General features: G+C 67.0%; 20 protein-coding genes. 8 read left to right on the plus strand and 12 right to left on the minus strand.

Features of this window, described 5'->3' with window-relative positions; genetic code table 11:
- Position 1 precedes the first annotated feature (1 nt).
- Both pgaC and pgaD read left to right on the plus strand, forming a co-directional pair.
- Positions 2 to 1,258 (plus strand): poly-beta-1,6-N-acetyl-D-glucosamine synthase, encoded by a 1,257-nt coding sequence (gene pgaC / locus AC5P9N_RS19955; RefSeq protein ID WP_005414000.1) that lies wholly within the window; start codon positions 2 to 4, stop codon positions 1,256 to 1,258.
- On the plus strand, positions 1,255 to 1,725 hold the full coding sequence (gene pgaD, locus AC5P9N_RS19960; RefSeq protein ID WP_005410359.1) for a poly-beta-1,6-N-acetyl-D-glucosamine biosynthesis protein PgaD: 471 nt from the start codon (positions 1,255 to 1,257) through the stop codon (positions 1,723 to 1,725). Before pgaC ends, pgaD begins: the two co-directional genes overlap by 4 nt.
- Positions 1,726 to 1,860: 135 nt before the next feature.
- On the opposite strand, the gene AC5P9N_RS19965 is transcribed toward pgaD, so the two are convergent.
- The 11 genes from AC5P9N_RS19965 to AC5P9N_RS20015 form a co-directional block, all read right to left on the minus strand.
- Entirely contained in the window at positions 1,861 to 3,132 is a 1,272-nt protein-coding gene (locus AC5P9N_RS19965; RefSeq protein WP_099484816.1) for a glutamate-5-semialdehyde dehydrogenase, read from the minus strand.
- Positions 3,129 to 4,286, minus strand: coding sequence for a glutamate 5-kinase (proB, locus tag AC5P9N_RS19970; RefSeq protein ID WP_024958393.1), 1,158 nt, complete (start codon positions 4,284 to 4,286; stop codon positions 3,129 to 3,131). Before proB ends, AC5P9N_RS19965 begins: the two co-directional genes overlap by 4 nt.
- 11 nt (positions 4,287 to 4,297) lie before the next feature.
- Positions 4,298 to 4,561: a YciI family protein gene (locus AC5P9N_RS19975; RefSeq protein ID WP_005414003.1), complete on the minus strand. Its 264-nt coding sequence runs from the start codon at positions 4,559 to 4,561 to the stop codon at positions 4,298 to 4,300.
- Positions 4,561 to 5,856 carry an argininosuccinate lyase gene (gene argH / locus AC5P9N_RS19980; RefSeq protein WP_049460530.1) on the minus strand — a complete coding sequence of 432 codons (1,296 nt, stop codon included), beginning with the start codon at positions 5,854 to 5,856 and terminating at the stop codon, positions 4,561 to 4,563. The genes AC5P9N_RS19975 and argH overlap by 1 nt, the downstream gene beginning before the upstream one ends.
- A gap of 20 nt (positions 5,857 to 5,876) precedes the next feature.
- Positions 5,877 to 6,830 (minus strand): N-acetyl-gamma-glutamyl-phosphate reductase, encoded by a 954-nt coding sequence (gene argC, locus AC5P9N_RS19985; RefSeq protein WP_005414005.1) that lies wholly within the window; start codon positions 6,828 to 6,830, stop codon positions 5,877 to 5,879.
- Positions 6,827 to 7,429 carry a GNAT family N-acetyltransferase gene (locus AC5P9N_RS19990; protein ID WP_065183461.1) on the minus strand — a complete coding sequence of 201 codons (603 nt, stop codon included), beginning with the start codon at positions 7,427 to 7,429 and terminating at the stop codon, positions 6,827 to 6,829. The genes argC and AC5P9N_RS19990 overlap by 4 nt, the downstream gene beginning before the upstream one ends.
- A 3-nt stretch (positions 7,430 to 7,432) precedes the next feature.
- Complete coding sequence (locus AC5P9N_RS19995; protein WP_005410366.1) at positions 7,433 to 8,761, minus strand: acetylglutamate kinase; 1,329 nt, start codon at positions 8,759 to 8,761, stop codon at positions 7,433 to 7,435.
- 25 nt (positions 8,762 to 8,786) lie between these two features.
- Positions 8,787 to 9,875 (minus strand): acetylornithine deacetylase, encoded by a 1,089-nt coding sequence (locus AC5P9N_RS20000; RefSeq protein WP_099484817.1) that lies wholly within the window; start codon positions 9,873 to 9,875, stop codon positions 8,787 to 8,789.
- Positions 9,876 to 10,026: 151 nt separating this feature from the next.
- Complete coding sequence (locus tag AC5P9N_RS20005) at positions 10,027 to 11,223, minus strand: argininosuccinate synthase (RefSeq protein ID WP_005410368.1); 1,197 nt, start codon at positions 11,221 to 11,223, stop codon at positions 10,027 to 10,029.
- A 119-nt stretch (positions 11,224 to 11,342) separates the two neighbouring features.
- The gene (locus AC5P9N_RS20010) at positions 11,343 to 12,353 is read right to left on the minus strand and encodes an N-acetylornithine carbamoyltransferase (RefSeq protein ID WP_099484818.1); all 1,011 of its coding nucleotides are present in this window, start codon (positions 12,351 to 12,353) and stop codon (positions 11,343 to 11,345) included.
- A 334-nt stretch (positions 12,354 to 12,687) separates the two neighbouring features.
- Entirely contained in the window at positions 12,688 to 13,251 is a 564-nt protein-coding gene (locus AC5P9N_RS20015) for a glycine zipper 2TM domain-containing protein (protein ID WP_024958440.1), read from the minus strand.
- 187 nt (positions 13,252 to 13,438) lie between these two features.
- Here AC5P9N_RS20015 and cysS point away from each other — a divergent pair, with 187 nt between their 5' ends.
- Genes cysS through AC5P9N_RS20030 form a run of 3 tightly spaced genes read left to right on the plus strand, consistent with a single transcriptional unit; the run spans position 13,439 to position 16,566 of the window.
- A complete protein-coding gene (gene cysS, locus AC5P9N_RS20020; protein ID WP_005414013.1) occupies positions 13,439 to 14,815 on the plus strand; it encodes a cysteine--tRNA ligase in 1,377 nt (458 codons plus the stop codon).
- A 54-nt stretch (positions 14,816 to 14,869) separates the two neighbouring features.
- A complete protein-coding gene (locus AC5P9N_RS20025; RefSeq protein ID WP_005410372.1) occupies positions 14,870 to 15,322 on the plus strand; it encodes a SufE family protein in 453 nt (150 codons plus the stop codon).
- Positions 15,319 to 16,566 (plus strand): MFS transporter, encoded by a 1,248-nt coding sequence (locus AC5P9N_RS20030; protein ID WP_099484819.1) that lies wholly within the window; start codon positions 15,319 to 15,321, stop codon positions 16,564 to 16,566. Before AC5P9N_RS20025 ends, AC5P9N_RS20030 begins: the two co-directional genes overlap by 4 nt.
- Before the next feature lie 371 nt (positions 16,567 to 16,937).
- On the opposite strand, the gene dksA is transcribed toward AC5P9N_RS20030, so the two are convergent.
- Positions 16,938 to 18,167, minus strand: coding sequence for an RNA polymerase-binding protein DksA (gene dksA, locus AC5P9N_RS20035; protein WP_005414015.1), 1,230 nt, complete (start codon positions 18,165 to 18,167; stop codon positions 16,938 to 16,940).
- Between the two features lie 272 nt (positions 18,168 to 18,439).
- On the opposite strand from dksA, the gene yidD reads away from it, so the two are divergent.
- The 3 genes from yidD to AC5P9N_RS20050 are packed head-to-tail and all read left to right on the plus strand — an operon-like array spanning position 18,440 to position 20,890.
- Entirely contained in the window at positions 18,440 to 18,694 is a 255-nt protein-coding gene (yidD, locus tag AC5P9N_RS20040) for a membrane protein insertion efficiency factor YidD (RefSeq protein WP_099484820.1), read from the plus strand.
- Position 18,695: 1 nt separating this feature from the next.
- Positions 18,696 to 20,042 carry a dihydroorotase gene (locus tag AC5P9N_RS20045; protein ID WP_012480835.1) on the plus strand — a complete coding sequence of 449 codons (1,347 nt, stop codon included), beginning with the start codon at positions 18,696 to 18,698 and terminating at the stop codon, positions 20,040 to 20,042.
- Positions 20,042 to 20,890: a M23 family metallopeptidase gene (locus AC5P9N_RS20050; protein ID WP_005414018.1), complete on the plus strand. Its 849-nt coding sequence runs from the start codon at positions 20,042 to 20,044 to the stop codon at positions 20,888 to 20,890. Before AC5P9N_RS20045 ends, AC5P9N_RS20050 begins: the two co-directional genes overlap by 1 nt.
- The last annotated feature ends 45 nt before the right edge of the window (positions 20,891 to 20,935 follow it).

Consider the following 20,935-nt stretch of genomic DNA (forward strand, 5'->3'; position numbering starts at 1 on the left):
CATGGACATGCACCCGCTGCTGCAGGTCCTGTTCCAGTTCGCCTTCTACTACCCGATGGTGATGGCGTTCTTCTGGATGTCGGGCGGCCTGTATTACTACTTCCGGCGCGAACGCCATTCGCGCCCACGCAACGACCCGCCGCTGATGGTCGATCCACCGTTCGCGAGCCTGTTGATTCCCTGCCACAACGAGTCCGCGAACCTCGACGACACACTCGGCGCGGCGCTGGCACAGCGCTATCCGGCCGACTACGAGGTGATCGCCATCGACGATGGCAGCAGTGATGACACCGGCGCCCGGCTCGACGTGCTGGCGGCGAAGCATCCGCGGCTGCGCGTGCTGCACCTGGACCGCAACCTCGGCAAGGCCAACGCGCTGCGCATGGGTGCGCTGGCGGCCCGCTCGGAGTACCTGGTGTGCATCGATGGCGATGCCATGCTGGAGGAACACGCCCTGCACTGGATGGTCTGGCACCTGGTCAGCGGCAACCGCGTCGGTGCGGTCACCGGCAACCCGCGCATCCGCAACCGTTCCACCCTGCTTGGACGCCTGCAGGTGGCCGAATTCTCCTCGATCATCGGCATGATCAAGCGCGCGCAGCGCGTGTACGGGCGCATCTTCACCATCTCCGGAGTGATCGCCGGCTTTCGCCGCACCGCCCTGCACCAGGTCGGCTGGTGGTCGGACGACATGGTGACCGAAGACATCGACATCAGCTGGCGCCTGCAGCGTGCGCATTGGGACATCCGCTACGAACCCAACGCGCTGTGCTTCATCCTGATGCCGGAAACGCTGAAGGGTCTGTGGCGGCAACGGCTGCGCTGGGCGCAGGGTGGCGTGGAAGTGATGCTGCGGCATGCGCGTTCACTGCTGCACTGGAAGGAACGGCGCATGTGGGGCGTACTGCTGGAGTACGTGCTGAGCGTGATCTGGGCCTACACCATGTTGTTCATCGTGGTGCTGTGGGTGCTGGGCAAGCTCATCGACATGCCGCCGCAGCTGTACATCGCCAGCCTGCTGCCGCAATGGCATGGCGTGATCCTGGCCCTGGTCTGCCTGATGCAGTTCGCCAGCAGCCTGATCATCGACCGTCGTTACGAAACACAGATTGGACGCAACTACTTCTGGGTCATCTGGTACCCGATGGCGTACTGGCTGATCAGTCTTTCCACCACCCTGGTGGCGTTGCCGAAGACCCTGCTGCGCCGTCGCAGCAAGCGCGCCACCTGGACCAGTCCCGATCGGGGGATCCGATGAACGCACAACGCCCGTCCAACCGCTTCGACTCGCGGATGATCCGCAAGCCGCATCGCCAACCACGCTTCCAGCGCACCGCCTGGGGCTTCGTCACCCTCGCGTTCTGGGGGTTCTACTTCTACCTGTGGGCACCGTTGGTGACCCTGTTCTCGTGGCTGATCGGCGGCCAGCTGGCCTGGCAGCAGCTGTACGAACGGCAAAGCCAGTTCGACCCCTATGTGCTGGTGGCACTGCCGCTGATGCTGCTGTGTGCCAGCGTGCTGCTGATCGGCTGGGCCGAGTACAACCGCGCGCGCTTCCGTGGCCACGAGCGACGCCTGCCGCGACCGCTGGCCAGCCTCAATGAAGTCGCGGCCGATCTGGGTGCCAGCACCGGCCTTGCCGAGCGCCTGCTGGGCTGCAAGGCCGCCACGCTGCACATGGACGATCACGCGCGGCCGATCGGTATCCGCCGCGAGGTGGTGTGACGCCCCGGTAGTCGCCGACCCGGGTCGGCGCTTGCTTGGGTAGCTGCCGACCCTGGTCGGCGCTTGGGCCTGGTGGGCGCCGACCTTGGTCGGCACCGGGGTCTACCGCGAAGGGCATCCGCGCATCGCGTGGATCTACTTGCGCGTCTGCCCTTCACCGCGCACGACGAATCGTTCGACGGTGAGTGCTTCCAGGCCCATTGGGCCGTACGCATGCAGGCGCGTGGTGGAAATGCCGATCTCGCTGCCCAAGCCCAGCTGTCCACCGTCGGAGAAGCGCGACGAGGCATTGACCATCACCACCGCCGAGCGCAGTGCGTTGACGAAGCGCTCGGCATGGCCGGCGTCTTCGGTGGCGATCACTTCGGTATGGTCGGAGGTATAGGCACGGATGTGCGCGATGGCCGCCTCGAGGTCATCAACCACGCGCACGGCCAGCACCAGGTCGAGGAACTCGGCAGCGTAGTCGTCTTCGCTGGCGGCGGTGCTGCCCGGCAGCAGCGGCTGCGCGTTCGTGTCCGCGCGCAGCTCCACGCCACGCTCACCGAGCGCCTGCGCCACGCGCGGCAGGAAGGCTTCGGCCACATCACGATGCACCAGCAGGGTTTCCAACGAGTTGCAGGCCGACGGACGGCTGCACTTGCCGTCCACCAGAAGGTCGATGGCTTTGCCGAGGTCGGCGCTGGCATCCACGAACAGGTGGCAGACACCCTTGTAGTGCTTGATCACCGGCACCCGCGCATGCTCGGCAACGAAGCGGATCAGGCCTTCGCCGCCGCGCGGAATCGCCAGATCGATCAGTTCATGCAGCTGCAGCAGCTCCAGCATTGCTTCGCGGCGCAGGTCGGTCAGCACGGTCACTGCCGCCGCCGGTACGCCATTGGCCTGCAGGGCGCCGGCCAGCGCCTGGGCGATGGCGGTGTTGGAGTGGATCGCTTCGGAACCACCGCGCAGGATCACGCCATTGCCCGCCTTCAGGCACAGCGCGGCCGCTTCGGCGGTCACGTTCGGGCGCGCCTCGTAGATCATCGCGATCACGCCCAGCGGCACGCGCACCTTCTGCACGCGGATGCCGTTTGGACGCACATCGTCGCGGGTGATCTGGCCGACGGGATCGGGCAGCGCGGCGACCTCACGCACGGCTTCGGCCATCGCGAACAGGCGTGCCGGGTCCAGCGCCAAGCGGTCGAGCATGGCACTGCCAATGCCTTTCTCGCGCGCAGCGGCAAGGTCGCGCGCATTACCGGCCAGGATCAGCCCGGCATTCACTTCCAGCGCCTGGGCCATTGCCAGCAGCAGCGTGCGGCGCGCCGCACTGTCGAGGCCGGCAACGATCTGGGCCGCGTCACGGCAGGCACGCGCCTGCGCTTCGATTTCGCTCATCGGGGAGTCCTTCAAACCGGTCATGGCAGCACCAGATCGTCGCGATGGACGACACTGCCACCGTAGTTGTAGCCCAGCACGGCCTCGATGTCGCGCGAATGGCGGCCAGCGATCCGGCGCACATCATCGGCCGCGTACTGGCTGACCCCGCGCGCCACGCAGACGCGGCCCTGTGGCGCGTTCCAGCACACCTGCACCATGTCGCCACGGCGGAACATGCCCTCCGCGCCGGTGATGCCGCCGGGCAGCAGCGAGGCGCCCTTCTCGCGCATCGCCTGCGCCGCGCCGGCATCGATCACGATCGCACCCTCGACCAGCGGCGCGTGCCGCAGCCAGTGCTTGCGGGCCGCCTCACGGCTGCGCGCGGCGTGGATACGGGTACCGAACAGGCGGTCCTGGGCCAGCGCGCGTACCACGTCACCGCTGCGGCCATTGAACAGATAGGTTTCGATGCCGAGACGACCCGCCTTCGCTGCCGCTTCCAGCTTGGTCCGCATGCCGCCGGTACCGGCGCGCGAGCCGGCGCCGCCGGCCATCGCCAGCACCTCGTCACTCAGTTCCGGCACGTCGTGCAGCGGCCGCGCGTCGGCCACGGTGCGCGGGTCGGCGCTGTACAGGCCATCGATATCGGTGGCGATGAACAGCGCATCGGCATCGACCAGCGCCGCCACCGTCGCCGCCAGGTTGTCGTTGTCGCCAAGCTTGAGCTCGTCCACCGACACGGTGTCGTTCTCGTTGACCACCGGCAACGCGCCCAGCCGCAGCAGTTCGTTGAGCGTGGCGCGTGCGTTGAGGTAGCGGCGGCGGTTGCGCAGGTCGTCATGGGTCAGCAGCACCTGCGCCACCGGGCGCTCGAAGAAGCGCTGCCAGAGCCCGATCAGCTGGGCCTGGCCGAGCGCAGCCAGCGCCTGCCGCGCCGCCATCGCCGCGCCAGGCTCATCGGCCCGCGGCAGGATCGCGCGCCCGGCAGCGACCGCGCCGGAAGACACGATCACCACCTCGCGCCCGGCCAGGACATTGGCCGAGACGAACTGCGCCAGGCCCAGCGCGTGGCGTGGTGACAGGCCGCCGCCATCGGCTGCCAGCAGGCTGCTGCCGACCTTCAGCACCGCACGCCGCCATGGCGGCAGCGCTTGTTCGGGGAACGGCGAGGCGACGTTGGCAGCGTGCTGGATCATCGGTCAGTGTCTCAGCGGGTGTTCCATTCGTGCACGGTCAGCTCGGAGGCCTGCATCGTCACCAGCGGATCGGTGGCGACGATGGCCTGCGCCTGCGCCAGGCTGTCCACGTTGCACAGCACATAGGCGCCACCACTGCCGTCGGCGAAACCACCAGTCAGCTGCAGCTTGCCCTGCGCCTGCAACGCATCGAGGAAATCGCGGTGCGGCTGCACCGCTGCATCGTTGAAGTCCGGCCGGCGCATCGCCATCACCAGGTAGACAGTGCCCGCCATCAGGACAGCGCCTGCCAGCGCGCGCGCAGTTCGTCCAGGCGCAGGTCGGCGGCCGAACCCGGCGACACGCGCGCGGCGAGGCTGCCTTCCGGGGTACGCCCCTGCCCTGCACTGTCGGCACCGGCCGCAGCGGCCTTGTAAGCCTCACGGAACGGCACGCCGGCCACGGCCGCTTCCACCGCCACGTCGGTGGCATACATGCCCGAATCGATGGCCGAACGCAGCTTGTCGTCACGCCATTCCAGGTTGGCCAGCAGCGCCGGCAGCAGCTCCAGCGCGGCCAGGCCACGGCCGAAGCCGTGGAAGATGGCACCCTTGGACGACTGCAGGTCGCGGTGGTAGCCCGACGGCAGCGACAGCAGCTGCTCGATCTCGGTGCGCGCTGCGGCGACGCTGGCGTGGGTCGCACGCATCAGCTCGATCACGTCCGGGTTGCGCTTGTTGGGCATGATCGAACTGCCGGTGGTGTACTGCGCCGGCAGCGCGACGAAGCCGAACTCGGCGCTGGTGAACAGCGACAGGTCCCAGGCGATGCGGCGCAGGTCCAGCGTGGCACCACCGAGCGCTTCCAGCGCGGCCAGCTCGAATTTGCCGCGCGACAGCTGTGCGTAGATCGGCGAGATCTGCATGCGCGCAAAACCGAGCGCAGCCGTGGTGTGCTCGCGGTCCAGCGGCAGGTTCACGCCGTAGCCGGCAGCCGTGCCCAGTGGATTGGCATCGACCAGCGCATGGGTGTCACGCGCGCGGATGGCATTGTCGATGAAGGCCTCGGCCCAGCCCGCCCACCACATGCCGGCCGAGGACACTACGGCGCGCTGGATGTGGGTGTAGCCGGGAATCGGCAGGTCCTTCTCGGCCTGTGCGCGGTCCAGCGCGACCTTGGCCACTTCGGCGCTGAGCTGTGCCACGCGCTGCAGCTTCTCCTTCAGCCACAGGCGGGTGGCGACCAGGATCTGGTCGTTGCGGCTGCGGCCGGTGTGGATCTTGCGGCCGGCATCGCCGAGGCGTTCGGTCAGGCGGGCTTCGATCGCCGAGTGGCCATCCTCATACTGGGTATCGAGCACGAAGCGGCCTTCGCGGAAGTCCTGCGCCAGCACCTCCAGTTCGCGCAGCAGGCCGTCCAGCTCGTCGGCACTGAGGATGCCGATGTGCTGCAGGCCTTGTGCATGTGCGGCGCTGGCGGCGATGTCATGCAGGAAGAACTCGCGGTCGAGGATCACGTCGTCGCCGGCGAGGAAGGTCTGGATCTGGGCGTCGACAGCGACGCCGGGCTTCTGCCAAAGAAGGTCTGCCATGGGGGCTCCGGAAGGCGTGTTCAGTGCGGGATGGACATCAGTTCATCGATGCCCAGCGCGAGGTTGAGGTTCTGCATGGCCTGGGTGGCTGCGCCCTTGAGCAGGTTGTCCAGGGTCGCCACCACGACGACCCGCTTGCCGCCCGGCGCGAGCGTGAAGCCACCGACCTGGGCACCGTGTCGGCCGGCGATGCGGCTGACCCACGGCGCTTCATCCACCACGTCGATCAGGGGTTCGCCGGCATAGGCCTGCTGGAAGCGCTCGACGATCTGTTCGCGGGTCTGCACGCGGTTCAGCCACAGGTTGGCGGTAAGCGTGATGCCCCGGAAATGCGGCGCGACATGTGGCATGAATTCAACAGCCACGCCCAGCTGCACCGACACCTCGCGCTCGTGCACGTGGTTGGTCAGCGCGTAGGGCATCAGGTTGTCGGCCAGCAGTTCGACGTTGTTCTTGTCCGACGGCGTGGTACCGGCGCCGGAGTAGCCGGAGACACCGAAGCACTGCGGCGGACCGGCCAGCAGGTCCAGCAGCGGATGCACCGCCAGCTGCATCGCCGTGGCATAGCAGCCCGGGTTGCTGATGTGCTTCTGGCCGTTGTAGCGGCCGCGGGTCAGCTCCGGCAGGCCGTAGTACCAGCTGTTGTCGAAGCGATAGTCGGCCGAGAGATCGACGATGACGGTGTCCGGCTTCGCCGCTTCCAGCGCAGCCACGAACGGTGCGGCCAGGCCATTGGGCAGGGCCAGGATCACTGCGTCCACACCCTTGGCCGCCACCGCGTCGGCGTCCAGGTTCTCGTACTGCAGATCGCCCTGGAATTCCGGGTGATGGTCGGACAGGCGCTGCCCGGCGCGCTCGCGCGAGGAGACGAAAGCCAGTTCCAGCCGCGGATGGGCGGCCACCAGCTTGATCAGCTCGGCGCCGGTATGGCCGCGGGCACCGACGATGCCAAGGGTAAAGGTCGAATCGTTCATGCGTGACTGTCCAGGCGGAACTGCAGGTGGCGCTTCACGCCCTGCCATTCCGCATCGATGATGGAGAAGATGACGGTGTCGCGCGGCGTGCCGTCGGCATGCCGCTTGTGGTTGCGCAGCACGCCGTCCTGCTTGGCGCCGAGGCGGGCGATGGCAGTGCGCGAGGTGGCGTTGAACCAGCTGGTTTCCAGCACCACGCTGATGCAGCCCAGCGTTTCGAAGGCGTGCTGCAGCAGCAACAGCTTGGCTTCGGTGTTGGCGCCGGTACGCTGCACGCGCGGCGCATACCAGGTGTAGCCGAGGCTGAGTTTCGGCACACCGGCATCCATGTCATAGAAACGGGTACTGCCGACGATTCCGCCAGCCGCATCACGGATCACGAACGGCAGCACCTTGCCTTCGCTCTGCGCCTGCAGCGCGGCCCGCACATAGGTCTCGGCCTGTTCCGGCGACGGCACCTGGGTGTACCAGAGCTGGTCCAGGCCGCTGCCTTCAAGCGCATCGCGCAGGCCGGGCACGTGTTCCATCTGCAGCGGCTGCAGGGTTACGTGCTGGCCGCGCAGGGTAGGAACCGTGTTCCAGGCATCGAGGTTGCTCATTGCTCAGCCCTGCAGGCTCGGGGTGCGCTGCGCGCAATGATCGACATAGGTCTTGATCCGGTCGATGCCATCGGCACCGAACCAGAATACCTTCCAGTGGTCCTGCTTGTAGCAGCCGTCGGATTCGGCGTAGTAGAAGTGATTGATCGGGTTGCCATGGCGCGAGCGCCAGAACAGCTGCGGCGTCTCTTCCAGCATCACGTTCCAGACCGCACGGCCCAGGCCCTCGCCCTGCGCGTCGTCGAGCACGGCGAACTTGTCCAGGTACACGCCCTCTGCCTCGTCGGTGAGGATGACCGCGGTGCGGTAGTTCTCGCTGACGTAGGCGCGCAACAGCTTGGTCTTCTCGAAATAGTCCGGCACCAGCGCGCGGCCGAAGCTGGATTCGATCAGGCCCTTCAGGCGCGGCAGGTCCAGTTCGTTCCAGGCGGTGGCGCGCAGCACCTTTTCACCCTTGCGCACCAGCGTGCCCGAACCCTTGTGGGTGAACAGTTCCTTGGCCAGGTCGGCCGGGCGCGTGATCGACACCGACGATTCCAGCGGCAGGCGGTCGAGCAGATCCTTGATCTGTTCGATCTTCACCTTCATGCCGCCGTGGATCCACGGCTGCGCGATCAGGTGGTCGTACTCGGTGGACAGGTTGATCGAATCGATCACGTTGCCCGCCTCGTCCAGCAGGCCGCCCGTGCCGGTCAGGAAGATGATCTTGTACGGCTGCAGTTCCTGTACCAGCTCGTTGGCGGCGAAGTCGGCGTTGACGTTGAGGATCTGGCCGCCGGCGGTCTCGCCCAGGCTGGTAATGACCGGGATCGAGCCGGCGCGCAGGCTGGCCTCGATCGGTGCCAGGTTGACCTTCTTCACTTCGCCGACCAGGCCGTAGGTATCCACATCCAGGTACTCGGCTTCGAACACGCCGCCGGTGATCGAGGTGGCGCGCGCGCCGTTCTGCTGCAGCGCCTCGACCAGCCGCAGGTTGGACTGCTGGAACACCCGGCGCACGATCGCCAGCGCTTCCGGCGAGGTCACGCGCAGGCCGTTCACGGTCTGCTTCTCGATGCCGGCGGCCGACAGTTCGGCATCCAGCTGCGGGCCGGCGCCGTGCAGCACGATCGGGGTCAGCCCGACTTCCTGCAGGAACGACAGCGAAGAGGTCAGCGCGTCGAGGTCGTCGCGCAGCACCGCGCCGCCGACCTTGACCACGGCGAAGCGCTTGGCATCCAGCTGCGAGAAGCGCTTGAGGTACTGGCTGATCTCCTTCGCGCTGGCCATGCTGGAAAGCAGGCGCACGATGGTCTGGCGGGTCTGGCGATGGGGCTGGAGGGCAGGAGACATTTCGGTTTCGTCGGAAAGGGAAGAATCAGGCGCCGGCGGCGATGATGCGGTGCACGGCTTCGGTGTAGCGCTGCAACTGCTCCAGCGTCACGAACTCATCGGCGGTGTGGGCCTGGGCGATGTCACCCGGGCCGAACACCAGCGTGGTGTAACCACCGGCCGAGAACAGCGAGGCCTCGGTCCAGAAGTCCACCGCGTTGCCGATCGGCAGTTCCAGCGCATCGGCCACGTCACGTGCCAGCAGGCGGCGGTTCTCGGCTTCGGCGATGTCGCCGGCCGGCAGGCTGGGGCCACGGAAGGTTTCGGTGAATACCGCCGCTTCCGGCTCGGCGAAACCGGCGAAGGTGGCCAGCAACGCGTCGATGTTCATCGACGGCAGCGGCCGGAAGCCGAAGCGCACTTCGGCAGCGGGCGCGATCATGTTGGCCTTGATCCCGCCTTCGACGCGGCCGATGTTGAAGCGCAAGCCCGTCAGCCCACCGAAGCGCGCCGAAGCCAGCGATTCCACATGGTCCAGCGCGCGATTGCCCCAGCGCATCGCCTGGTGCAGCGCGCTGGCAGCCGCATCCTGCTTGCCCGAGGCGTGCCCTGCACGACCGGCGAACTGCATCAGCACCGAGCTGATGCCGCGATGCGCCAGCACCGCTTCGCTCATGGTCGGCTCGGCCACCAGCACCGCTTCGTACGGAATGCCGCGGGCCAGGAACGCGGCGATGCAGCGCGGATCGTTGGCTTCTTCATCGCTGGAGAACAGGAACGCGGCATCACCATCGCTGGCATTGGCCGCAGCCACCAGTGCAGCGGCCGCGCCCTTGATGTCACACACGCCCAGGCCGACCACGCGGTCGTCCAGGCGCCGCATCACATGCGGGTCGGCACTCCAGTGCGGCGAGTCCGGCACCGTATCCAGGTGCACGTTGAACAGGTACTTCGGCGTACCACGCACGGCGTACAGGCTGACCGCGCCCGCGCCATGGTCGATCACCTCGACATTGAATCCGGGCAGGTTCGCGCGCAGGTAATCGAAGATGCCACCGGTGGTGATCGCACGCGGCGGGTTGCGGGTGTCGAAAGACACCAGGGCCTGCAGGTGATCGAGCGTCTGTTCAAGCATGTGTCTGAATATCCGTAGGGTTCGAAATCGGTAGTGCCGGCCGCTGGCCGGCTCCGCAATGATCCAGCCGTGCCACGAGCCGGCCAGCGGCCGGCACTACCCTCCATCGACGTTGCGAGGCGCCGGCCAGCGGCCGGCACCCCGTCACAGGTCAACCACGATTGACCTGCGCATAGACAGTGGAGCTCATCCCGAACAGCTTGATGAAGCCTTCGGCCTCTTCCACGCCCCAGTCGGCCGACTGCGCGTAGGTGGCACCCTTGGTGTTGAGCAGGTGCGGCGACTTCACCGCCACTGCATCGACGCGGCCACCGCGGGTTTCCAGCACCACTTCACCGTTCACCTTGGCCTGCGAGGACTTCAGGAAGGCTTCGATGTCGGTCTTCAGCGGGTCGTGGTAGAAACCTTCGTACACCAGCTCCACCCACTTGCGTGCAACGTCCGGCTTGAAGCGGTTCTGCTGCTTGGTCAGCACCGCATCTTCCAGCGCGCGGTGTGCGGCCAGCAGCGAGACCAGGCCCGGGGCCTCGAACACGATGCGGCCCTTCAGGCCGATCACGGTGTCGCCGGTGTACACGCCGCGACCGACGCCGTACGGGGCGAACAGCTTGTTGAGCTGGGCCAGGATCTGGTCGCCCGGCAGCGCCTTGCCGTTCAGTTCAACGGCTTCGCCTTCAACGAACTTCAGGGTGACGGTCAGCGCCTGCTCCGGCCACTCGCTGCGCGGTGCGCACCAGCCACGAGCGCCCTCGCCCGGGGCTTCCCAACGGTCGATCTCGCCGCCGGACATGGTCAGGCCCAGCAGGTTCTCGTTGATGGTGTAGGCCTGCTGCTTGGCGCGCACGCCGAAGCCGCGCTCTTCCAGGTACTTCTGCTCGTAGGCGCGGGTCTGGGTGTGTTCCTTCTGGATCTCGCGGATCGGCGCGATGATCTGGTAGTCACCCAGCGCCTTCACGGCCAGGTCGAAGCGGACCTGGTCGTTGCCCATGCCGGTGCAGCCGTGGGCGATGATGTTGGTGCCCAGTTCGGCGGCACGCTTCAGCGCGGCATCGACGATCAGGTAGCGGTCCGAGACCAGCAGCGGGTACTGGCCCTGGTAGCCTTCGCCGGCCCACACGAACGGCTTGACGAAGCCCTCCCAGATGGCCGGGCCACCGTTGACGGTGACGTGGCTGGTCACGCCCAGTTCGGCGGCGCGCTTTTCGATGAAATCGCGCTCTTCATCATCCACGCCGCCGGTGTCGGCGAACACGGTGTGCACGTTGTAGCCGCGCTCCTGCAGGTACGGCACGCAGAAGCTGGTATCCAGGCCGCCGGAGAAGGCGAGAACGACGTCTTTGTTGCTCATGGGAGTCAGGTCCACTTGGGGGATGGGAATTCGGTAGAGCCGACCGTTGGTCGGCTGGAATGTTGGATGCGCCGCTGCGGGAGCAGCCGACCAACGGTCGGCGCTACCCCTTGTTCGATCTAGCGCCCGGCAACCGCCGCCATGATCGCCTTCTGCACGTGCAGGCGGTTCTCGGCTTCGTTGATGGCGATGCACTGCGGCGAATTCATCACCGCGTCGGTGGCCTTCACGTTCCGGCGCAGCGGCAGGCAGTGGCTGAACACACCGTTGTTGGTCAGTGCCATCTTCCGCTCGTCCACGATGAAGTGCTTGAACTGGTCGCGGATCGGCTTCTCCGGCTCCCAGTTGCCGAAGAACGGCAGCGCGCCCCAGCTCTTGGCGTAGACCACGTCGGCGCCGGCGTAGGCGCTGTCGATGTCATGGCTGATCTTCAGCGAACCGCCGCTCTCGGCCACGTTCTGCTCGGCCCAGCCCATGTAGCGATCGTCGAGGATGTAGTCGGCGGTCGGGCACAGCAGGGTCACGTCCATGCCCATGCGGGTGGCGATGGTCAGTGCCGAGTTGGCCACGGCGGTGTTCAGCGGCTTGGGGTGGTAGGTCCAGGTCAGCACGTACTTCTTGCCACGCAGGTCCTGGGTGCCGAAGTGCTCCTGCAGGGCCATGACGTGGGCCAGTTCCTGGCACGGGTGGGTGATGGTCTCCATGTTGATGACCGGCACCGGCGAATACTTGGCGAAGCTGTTGAGGACGATGTCCTGGCGGTCGTAGGCCCAGTCGATGAACTTGGGGAACGCACGCACGGCGATGATGTCGCAGTAACGCCCCAGCACCTTGGCCACTTCCGCAATGTGCTCCTCGGTATCGCCGTCCATCACCGTGCCGAGGTTGAACTCGATCGGCCACGCATCCTTGCCCGGCTGCAGCACCACCGCGTGGGCGCCGAGCTGGAACGCGCCCAGTTCGAAGCTGGTGCGGGTGCGCATGGAGGGGTTGAAGAACACCAGCGCGATCGACTTGCCCTTGAGCTGGTCGCCGAGCTTGTTGCGCTTGAATAGCGCGGCCTGGGTCAGCAGCGCGTCAAGATCGCTGCGGCTCCAGTCCTGGGTGTTCAGGAAGTGCTTGGGGGACATCATCTTTCCTTGCGTGGCGGCGCCGGGTTCGACGCGGTGGAAGGGAAAAGCAGGAAGCAAAGGTGGATCGAAAAGGTTGCAGTTGCAGCTTTCAGCACATGCATTTTTGAAGCGCGGAAACGAAAAAACCCAGCCGGCGGGCTGGGTTTTTTTCGGACGAACAGCAGAAAGCTCCGGTTACCCAGCGAGGATGTGGGGTTCCGGTCGACGCGCACGCGAGGTCATGCCCGACGCCTGTCGGGCTGCGCTGCTGTCATGCTGGAAGTCGGTGAGCTTCATGGCCGCCAATCTTTGCATGCGGCCGGGGCCGACGCAAGGGGCCGGGGTCGCAGAATCAGGGATTACCGGCGGCGCCCTGCTCGGGGCCGACCCAGGGGGTGATCGAAACCCGGATCTTCAGCCGGTTGCCGGGGTCTTCCGGCAGGCGCGACCGGTACTTGGTGCCCTTGTAGACGTAATCCACGTCATAGGCGATCGGCCGGCGGAATTCACGCCCGACCGGCACGATGCGGCAGTCGCGGGTCAGCATCGGGCCGTTGTTGGCCGGTGCCGGGGCAGGCGTCTCGGCGGCGGTCTCCTCGGAGACCTCTTCATCGCTGCGCTTGAACATCGAGCGCACCGAGTCCCAGAAGCGGCTGATCCGGCCCTTGTCCTCGACCGGCTCTTCACCGGTGACGTTGACCGGGGCCAGGGTGCGGGTCGAGATCGGCTCGCAATGCTCCTCGGTGCGGGTCGCGCGCAGGGTCTGGAACACCGGCTCGACGTTCAGCACCTGCGCATAGTCGAACTTCACGTTCTCGACGATCACCACCCGGTTGCGCGGCTCGGCCTCCTGCGCCTGGGCCACGGCGGCCGTCGCCGACAGGCAGGCCAGGGTCAGCAACGCGGTGGATTTCAGTGGCGACGGGAGCAAGGACACGGCAATAGTGTAGGCAGTGACGAGCGCAAGGGGCTGAACATTACCCGTCCACGCCGCTCCTGCCCACCCCACCTTGGGTGGAGCCGGCGTCCACCGGTGGCAATCGGCGCCCCAAAGCGGGCCGACACGTTCTAAAATCACAGGCTTGTCCCCCAGCCACAGCCCCATGACCCTGCGCCTGCACAACAACCTGACTCGCCAGCTCGAACCGTTCACCCCGCTCGATCCGGCCTGTCCGACCCTGTATGTGTGCGGCCCCACGGTCTACAACTACGTGCACATCGGCAACGCCCGTGGCCCGGTGGTGTTCGGGGTGCTGGCCGATCTGCTGCGGCGGCGTTTCGGTGGCCTGCGCTACGCGCGCAACATCACCGACGTGGACGACAAGATCAACACCGCTGCACGCGAGCAGGGGGTGCCGATCAGCACCATCACCGACAGGTTCGCCGCCGCCTACCGTGAAGACATGGCCGCGCTGGGCGTGGTGCCGCCGGACATCGAGCCGGAAGTGACTGCGCACATGCCGCAGATCATCACCATGATCGAGCAGCTGATCGCCAATGGTCATGCCTATGCCGCCGAAGGCCATGTGCTGTTCGCGGTGGCCAGCTTCGACGGCTACGGCAAGCTCTCGCGACGCGATCCGGAAGAGATGCTGGCCGGCGCCCGCGTCGATGTCGCCCCCTACAAGCGTGATCCGGGCGATTTCGTGCTGTGGAAGCCGTCCAGCGACGACCTGCCCGGCTGGGAATCGCCCTGGGGCCGCGGCCGCCCGGGCTGGCACATCGAATGCTCGGCGATGGCGGCCGCCCATCTGGGCGAGACCATCGACATCCATGCCGGCGGTGTCGACCTGCAGTTCCCGCACCACGAGAACGAGATCGCGCAGAGCGAATGCGCGCATGGCGGCAGGATCTTTGCCCGCTACTGGCTGCACAACGGCATGCTCAACTTCGGCGGCGCCAAGATGAGCAAGTCGCTGGGCAACATCGAGCGCGTACACGACCTGGTGCGCCAGCATCCGCCGGAAGCGCTGCGTCTGGCCCTGCTGTCGGCCCATTACCGGCAGCCGCTGGACTGGTCCGATGGCCTGATCGAGCAGTCGGTGCGCACCCTGGACCGCCTGTACGGCACGCTGCGCGAGCTGGCGTCGATCGAAGCCAGCGCGGTGATCCCGGCCAGCGTCGAGGCGACCCTGGATGACGACCTGAACACCCCGCAGGCGCTGGCCGAAGTGGCCCGCATCGCCGCCGATGCACGCCGCGCCACCGACCCGGCCGAACAGGCACGGCTGAAGGGCGAGCTGCTCGGCGCCGGCCTGGCGCTGGGCCTGCTGCAGGCCGATCCGGCGCAGTGGTTCGGTACCGCTGCGGGCGACGGCGGCGACGATGCCCGCATCCAGGGCCTGATCGACGAGCGTGCTGCGGCCAAGAAAGCGCGTGATTTCGCCCGTTCCGATGCCATCCGCGACCAGCTGGCCGCCGAAGGCATCGTGCTGGAAGACACCCCGCAGGGCGTGCGCTGGTCGCGCAAGCGCGGCTGACCTGCCCTGCCCCGTGGCCGGCCCGCCGGCCACGCCCCCACTGTAGAGACTGTTGTGACCGACTCCCCGTTCCCGCTTGAACCTACCGCCGCCGAGGCCCAGACCGCCATCGCCGAGGAATTCGGCTTCTTCGGCGACTGGTCCGAGCGCTACCAGTACCTGATCGACCTCGGCCGCAAGCTGCCCGCCTTCCCGGACGAATGGAAGACCGAAGAGCACCGCCTGCTCGGCTGCCAGTCGATGGTCTGGATCGTGCCGGAAGGCAACGCGCAGTCGCTGCGCTTCCATGCCATCAGTGATTCGGCCATCGTTTCCGGACTGATCTTCCTGGCCCTGCGCGTGTACTCCGGGCGCTCGGCACAGGAAATCCTGGACACCGAGCCCAGCTACATCCAGGACATCGGCCTGGCCCGTCACCTCTCCCCCACCCGCAGCAACGGCGTGGCGGCGATGCTGGCCTTCATCCGCGAGACCGCGCAGGCCCAGCTGCAGCGCGACCCGTCGTGAGCGAGCCTGCCACAGCCGAAGACACCGCGCTGGGCCTGCTGTCCCGGCCCGGTTTCGCCAAGCTGCTGGCCTACCGCATCTTCGCGATGCTGTCCTACCAGGTGGTGGCGGTCACCGTCGGCTGGCACATCTACGAAGTCACCCGCAATCCGTTCTCGCTGGGCCTGGTCGGCCTGGCCGAGGTGCTGCCGTTCTTCTGCGTGGCGCCGTTCGCCGGCTATCTGGTCGACCACCTGCCGCGCCGTCGGCTGGGCATGGTCGCCTGTTCCGGGCTGATCGCCACGGCGCTGGTGCTGACCGGCGTTGCGACGGGTTGGCTGCCGTTCGAGGGCGTGTGGCCCATCTATGCGGCCATCGCCCTGACCGGCATGGTCCGTGCGTTTCTTTCGCCCATCTACAACGCACTGTTCGCCCGCGTGCTGGCCCGCGATCAGTTCGCGCGCGGCGCCGGCCTCGGCGCGGTGGTGTTCCAGGCCGGCATGGTGGCCGGCCCGGCGCTGGGCGGCGTGCTGGTCGGCTTCGGCGGCAAGGGCCTGTCCTACGCGGTGGCTACGGCCTTTGCCCTGGTGGCGATGGCCTGCCTGGCCACGCTGAAAGTGGAGGAGCCGATGCACACCGGTCCGGCCGCGCCGATCTTCAAGAGCATCGCCGAAGGCGCGCGATTCGTGGTCGGCAACCGGATCATGGTCGGCGCGATGGCGCTGGACATGTTCTCGGTGCTGCTGGGCGGCGTGGTGGCGATGCTGCCGGCCTTCCTGCACGAAATCCTGCACCACGGCCCCGAAGGCCTGGGCATACTGCGCGCGATGCCGGCGCTCGGTTCGGTGTGCGTGGGCCTGTGGCTGGCCCGCCACCCGCTGCACCGCAATGCCGGCCGCGTGTTGCTGTTCGCGGTGGGCGGGTTCGGCCTGTGCGTGATCGGCTTCGGGCTGTCGCAGCACTTCTGGCTGTCGGCGCTGATCCTGCTGTTCTATGGGGCCTTCGATGGCGTTTCGGTGGTGATCCGCTCGACCATCCTGCAGTTGGCCACGCCGGAAGAAATGCGCGGACGGGTGTCGTCGATCAACGGCATCTTCATCAGTTCGTCCAACGAGCTGGGCGCGTTCTATGCCGGCACGATGGCCCGTCTGCTGGGGTTGGTGCCTGCAGTGGTGCTGGGTGGGTTTGCGGTCCTGAGCGTGGCCGGGATCACCGCGTGGAAGAACCCGACGCTGCGGAAACTGAATTTGCGTGATCTGCAGTGACCCTGCGGAGAGCGCGTTCGGCGGCGCCGGGCGTTTGACTGGCCACGTCACTTTCCCTCGATGAATGGGTTTGTCACTTTCTTTGCGCGCGCAAAGAAAGTAACCAAAGAAACGCGCCGCCATCCGCGAGCCGGTGCTGCGCACCGGTGCCCTGCGCTCCTCGGTGAATCAGGGGACGGCGCCGAACTCGCTGCGCTCAAGCAGCGGCGCCTCTTCGCCCCCGATTCCCCTGCGGTGCTCGGCTCGCTACAAGGCGGACCCAAGTCAACGGCCACAACTGCCCGTGCCAGCCACGGTCGCTTACCAACGATCCCCCAACAAAAAACCCGGCCAAGGCCGGGTTTTCTGCATGACCATACAACGAGCGGGAATCAGTCGCCCTGCTGCTTCTGCAGGTGCTCCCAACGCTCCTGGGCGTCGATGGTGCGTTCGGCGGTGAGGCGCGCTTCCAGGCGCTCCAGGCCGATTTCCTCGCCGGTGTCGACGCAGTAACCGTAGTCGCCCGCTTCCAGGCGCTTCAGGGTGCTGTCGATCTTGCCGATCAGCTTGCGATAGCGGTCGCGGGTACGCAGTTCCAGCGAGTTCTCGGTCTCGCGGGTCGCACGCTCGGCTTCGTCGCCGATGTCACGCACTTCCTCGCGCAGGTTCTCGATGGTCTGCTTGGACTCTTCCACCAGGTCCGCGCGCCAGTTCTGCAGGCGCTGGCGGAAGTACTCCTGCTGCAGCGGGCTCATGTATTCCTCTTCCGAGGACGGCTTGTAGCCAGCCGGCAGGATCGGGCGGCCGGTGGCCTCGTCGGTCTTGTACTCGACCACCTTGTACTTGCTGCGCGGGGCCGGTGCCGCCGAGCGGGCGGCGACGGCCACGGCAACCTTGCCGACAGGGCGCGACACGGTCTTCGGGGCGGAATCGGATTTCACGGCGGTTTTGGCAGGCGATTTCGAAACGGGCACGGGATTCTTGGATTGCGGGGCCTTCGAGGCGGCAGGAGCGGCGGCCGGGGCCGGCTTGGAGGCCGGTTGGGCTGCTGCCACTGCCACGGTCTTGGCCGGGACAGGCTTGGCCGGAGCCGGCTTGGCAGCAGGCTTCGGTGCGGACTTCACTACTGGGGCCGGGGTCGGCTTTACGGCCGGCGCGGCAACATTCTTGGCAACCTTCTTTACAGCGGCAGGCGTGGCGACCGGCTTGGCCGCAGCGACCTTCTTTGCTGCGGGCTTGGCGACCGGCTTGACCGCAGCCTTCTTCACCACCGCCTTCGGCGCCGGCTTGGTTGCTGCCTTCTTCGCCACTGGCTTGGCGGCAGCCTTCTTCACCGGCGCGGCCTTGCTGGCGGCCTTCTTCACCACCGGCGCCTTCTTGCTGGCAGCAGCAGGCTTGGCCTTGGCGGGCGCAGCAGCCTTCTTCGCCACCGGCTTGGTTGCCTTGACCGGCGTTTTCTTTGCGGTGGCCTTCCTGGCCGCCGGTTGCGAGGACGCTGCCTTGGTCGCCGGCTTGCTGGCCGGTTTCCTGGCAACGGGCTTTGCCGCCAACTTCTTCACAACAGGCTTGGCGGTTTTCTTGGCGGCCGTTGCGGCCTTCTTTGCAGTTTTTTTAGCAGCCACGAAACGCTCTTCCTTGGATTCCCCGGGGCCCGGGAAAGCGGGCCTTTATAGCCTACCCGACCCGCAGCAGCAACCTCGGCACCCTGCTCCATTCAGTCCTGGAGTCAAGGCGCCCTTGGAGGCAGTCCGACGAACACGGACCGCCTTGCGCGGTACGGAACCTGGCCAGCACCCGCAGGCGCTGGTACCGGTCGCAGGCCATCGGCGACATGCGACCAACGGCCCATCCTGCACAAATGCGGCCTTCATGCCAACTGGCATAAGATGACTGGGTGATCTCGCGCCTGCTCATTGCCCTGCTGCGCTTCTACAAGCGCTTCATCAGCCCCTTGCTGGGGCCACGCTGCCGTTTCGTGCCGAGCTGTTCTGAATACGCGATGGAAGCCATCTCGCGGCACGGCCCGCTGCGCGGCTGCTGGCTGGCTGCACGCCGGCTCGGTCGCTGCCACCCGTTCCATCCCGGCGGCTTCGACCCCGTGCCCGAGTCTCCCAACGCCCCCTCTTGCCGTTGCACAGGAAAACACTGACATGTCCTCCACCCTCATCACCAACGCCCGGATGGTCAACGAAGGCCGCACCTTCGACGGCGACCTGCGCATCGAGAACGGCCGCATCGCGCAGATCGGCAGCGGGCTGGCGCCGCGCGACGGCGAGCAGGTGGTGGATGCGGCCGGACGCTGGCTGCTGCCCGGCATGATCGATGACCAGGTGCACTTCCGCGAACCGGGCCTGACCCACAAGGGCGACATCGCCAGCGAATCGGCCGCGGCCGTGGCCGGTGGCCTGACCAGCTTCATGGACATGCCCAACACCAACCCGCCGACGCTGGATTCGACCATCCTGGAAGCCAAGTACGAGCTCGCGCGCGGCCGCGCCTGGGCCAACTATGGCTTCTACCACGGCGCCAGCAATGACAACCTCGACGCGATCCGTGCCCTGGATCCGAAGAAGGCCCCGGGCGTGAAGGTGTTCATGGGTGCTTCGACCGGCAACATGCTGGTGGACAACCCGGAAACGCTGGATGCGATCTTCCGCGAATGCCCGACCCCGATCATCACGCACTGCGAAGACACGCCGATGATCGATGCCAACCTGAAGGCCTTCCAGGAAAAGTACGGCGATGCGCTGACCCCTGACATGCATCCGGACATCCGTTCGCGCGAGGCCTGCATCAAGTCGACCCGGCTGGCGATGTCGCTGGCGCGCAAGCACGGCACCCGCCTGCATGTGCTGCACATCTCCACCGCCGACGAGCTGGCGCTGTTCGAGAAGGGCCCGCTGATCCGCGCCGACGGCAGCCGCAAGCAGATCACCGCCGAGACCTGCGTGCACTTCCTGCACTTCGCGCGCCCGGACTATGCGACCAAGGGCAACCTGATCAAGTGCAACCCGGCCATCAAGGAAGTGTCCGACCGCGAGGCGATCACCGCTGCGCTGGCCGACGACGTGCTGGACGTGCTGGCCACCGACCACGCGCCGCACACCTGGGAAGAGAAGCAGAAGCCGTACGCGCAGGCACCGTCGGGCCTGCCGCTGGTGCAGTACGCGCTGGTGGCCGCGCTGGAGCGCGTGCACGAAGGCAAGCTGACCCGCGAGCAGGTGGTGCAGAAATTCGCACACGCGCCGGCACAGTTGTTCGACGTGGAAGAGCGCGGCTTCCTGCGCGAAGGCTACTTCGCCGACCTGGTGCTGGTGGAAGACGTGCCGTTCACCGTCAAGCGCGAGGACGTGCTGTCCAAGTGCGGCTGGTCGCCGTTCGAAGGCACGACCTTCCGTTCGCGCGTGGCCTCCACCTGGGTGAACGGCCAGCTGGTGTGGGACGGCAGCAAACTGGTGGGCGAGCCCGCCGGCCAGCGCATGACCTACGACCGCTGATGCGCGCGGCCCTATTTACCGGGGCGCTGCTGCTGGCGGCGCCCCTGCTCAGCGTACCGTCGGCTCACGCGCAGGATGCCATCGGCAGCCTGATCGACAGCCGCGTGGTGTTCCCGGCCAGTGCGTCGCAGGGCGCATTGGTGATCGGCAAGGTTCCCGCCGGCAGCCGCGTGCAGTACGCCGGCCGCCAGCTGCGTGTCAGCGGCTACGGCAGCGTGGTGTTCGGCATCGGCCGCGACGAGAAGGGACCATTGCGCGTGCAGGTGCAGCGCCCCGATGGTGGCAGCGAGACCGCGACCATTGCGGTGACGCCGCGCGACTGGCCCACCGAGCGGGTCAACGGCGTGCCGCCGAAGACGGTCAATCCGCCGCCGGCGATTGCCGAGCGGATCAAGCGCGAACAGGCGCAGGTGACCGCCGCGCGTGCCCGCGATGACGACCGCACCGACTTCACCCAGACCTTCATCTGGCCGGTGCAGGGCCGCATCAGCGGTCGCTTCGGCAATGCGCGCGTGTACAACGGGCAGCCCGGTGCCGGTCATTCCGGCATGGACATCGCGGTACCGACCGGCACCCCGGTGAAGGCACCGGCCGCCGGCATCGTCACCTTCGCCGGGCCGGACCTGTACCTGACCGGCGGTACGCTGCTGCTCGACCACGGTTTCGGGGTCAGCTCCAACTTCCTGCACCTGTCGCGCATCGACGTAAAAGTTGGCGACCGTGTGGAACAAGGCCAGGTGATCGCCGCGGTCGGCGCCACCGGCCGTGCCACCGGCCCGCACCTGCACTGGGGCATGAACTGGTTCGATACCCGTATCGATCCGCTACTGGTACTGGAACGCAAGTAACGCGCGCAATGCGCTTTGGTGGGTGCCAACCTTGGTCGCACAACC

The organism is Stenotrophomonas sp. YJH_SMC_6 (assembly GCF_059371335.1).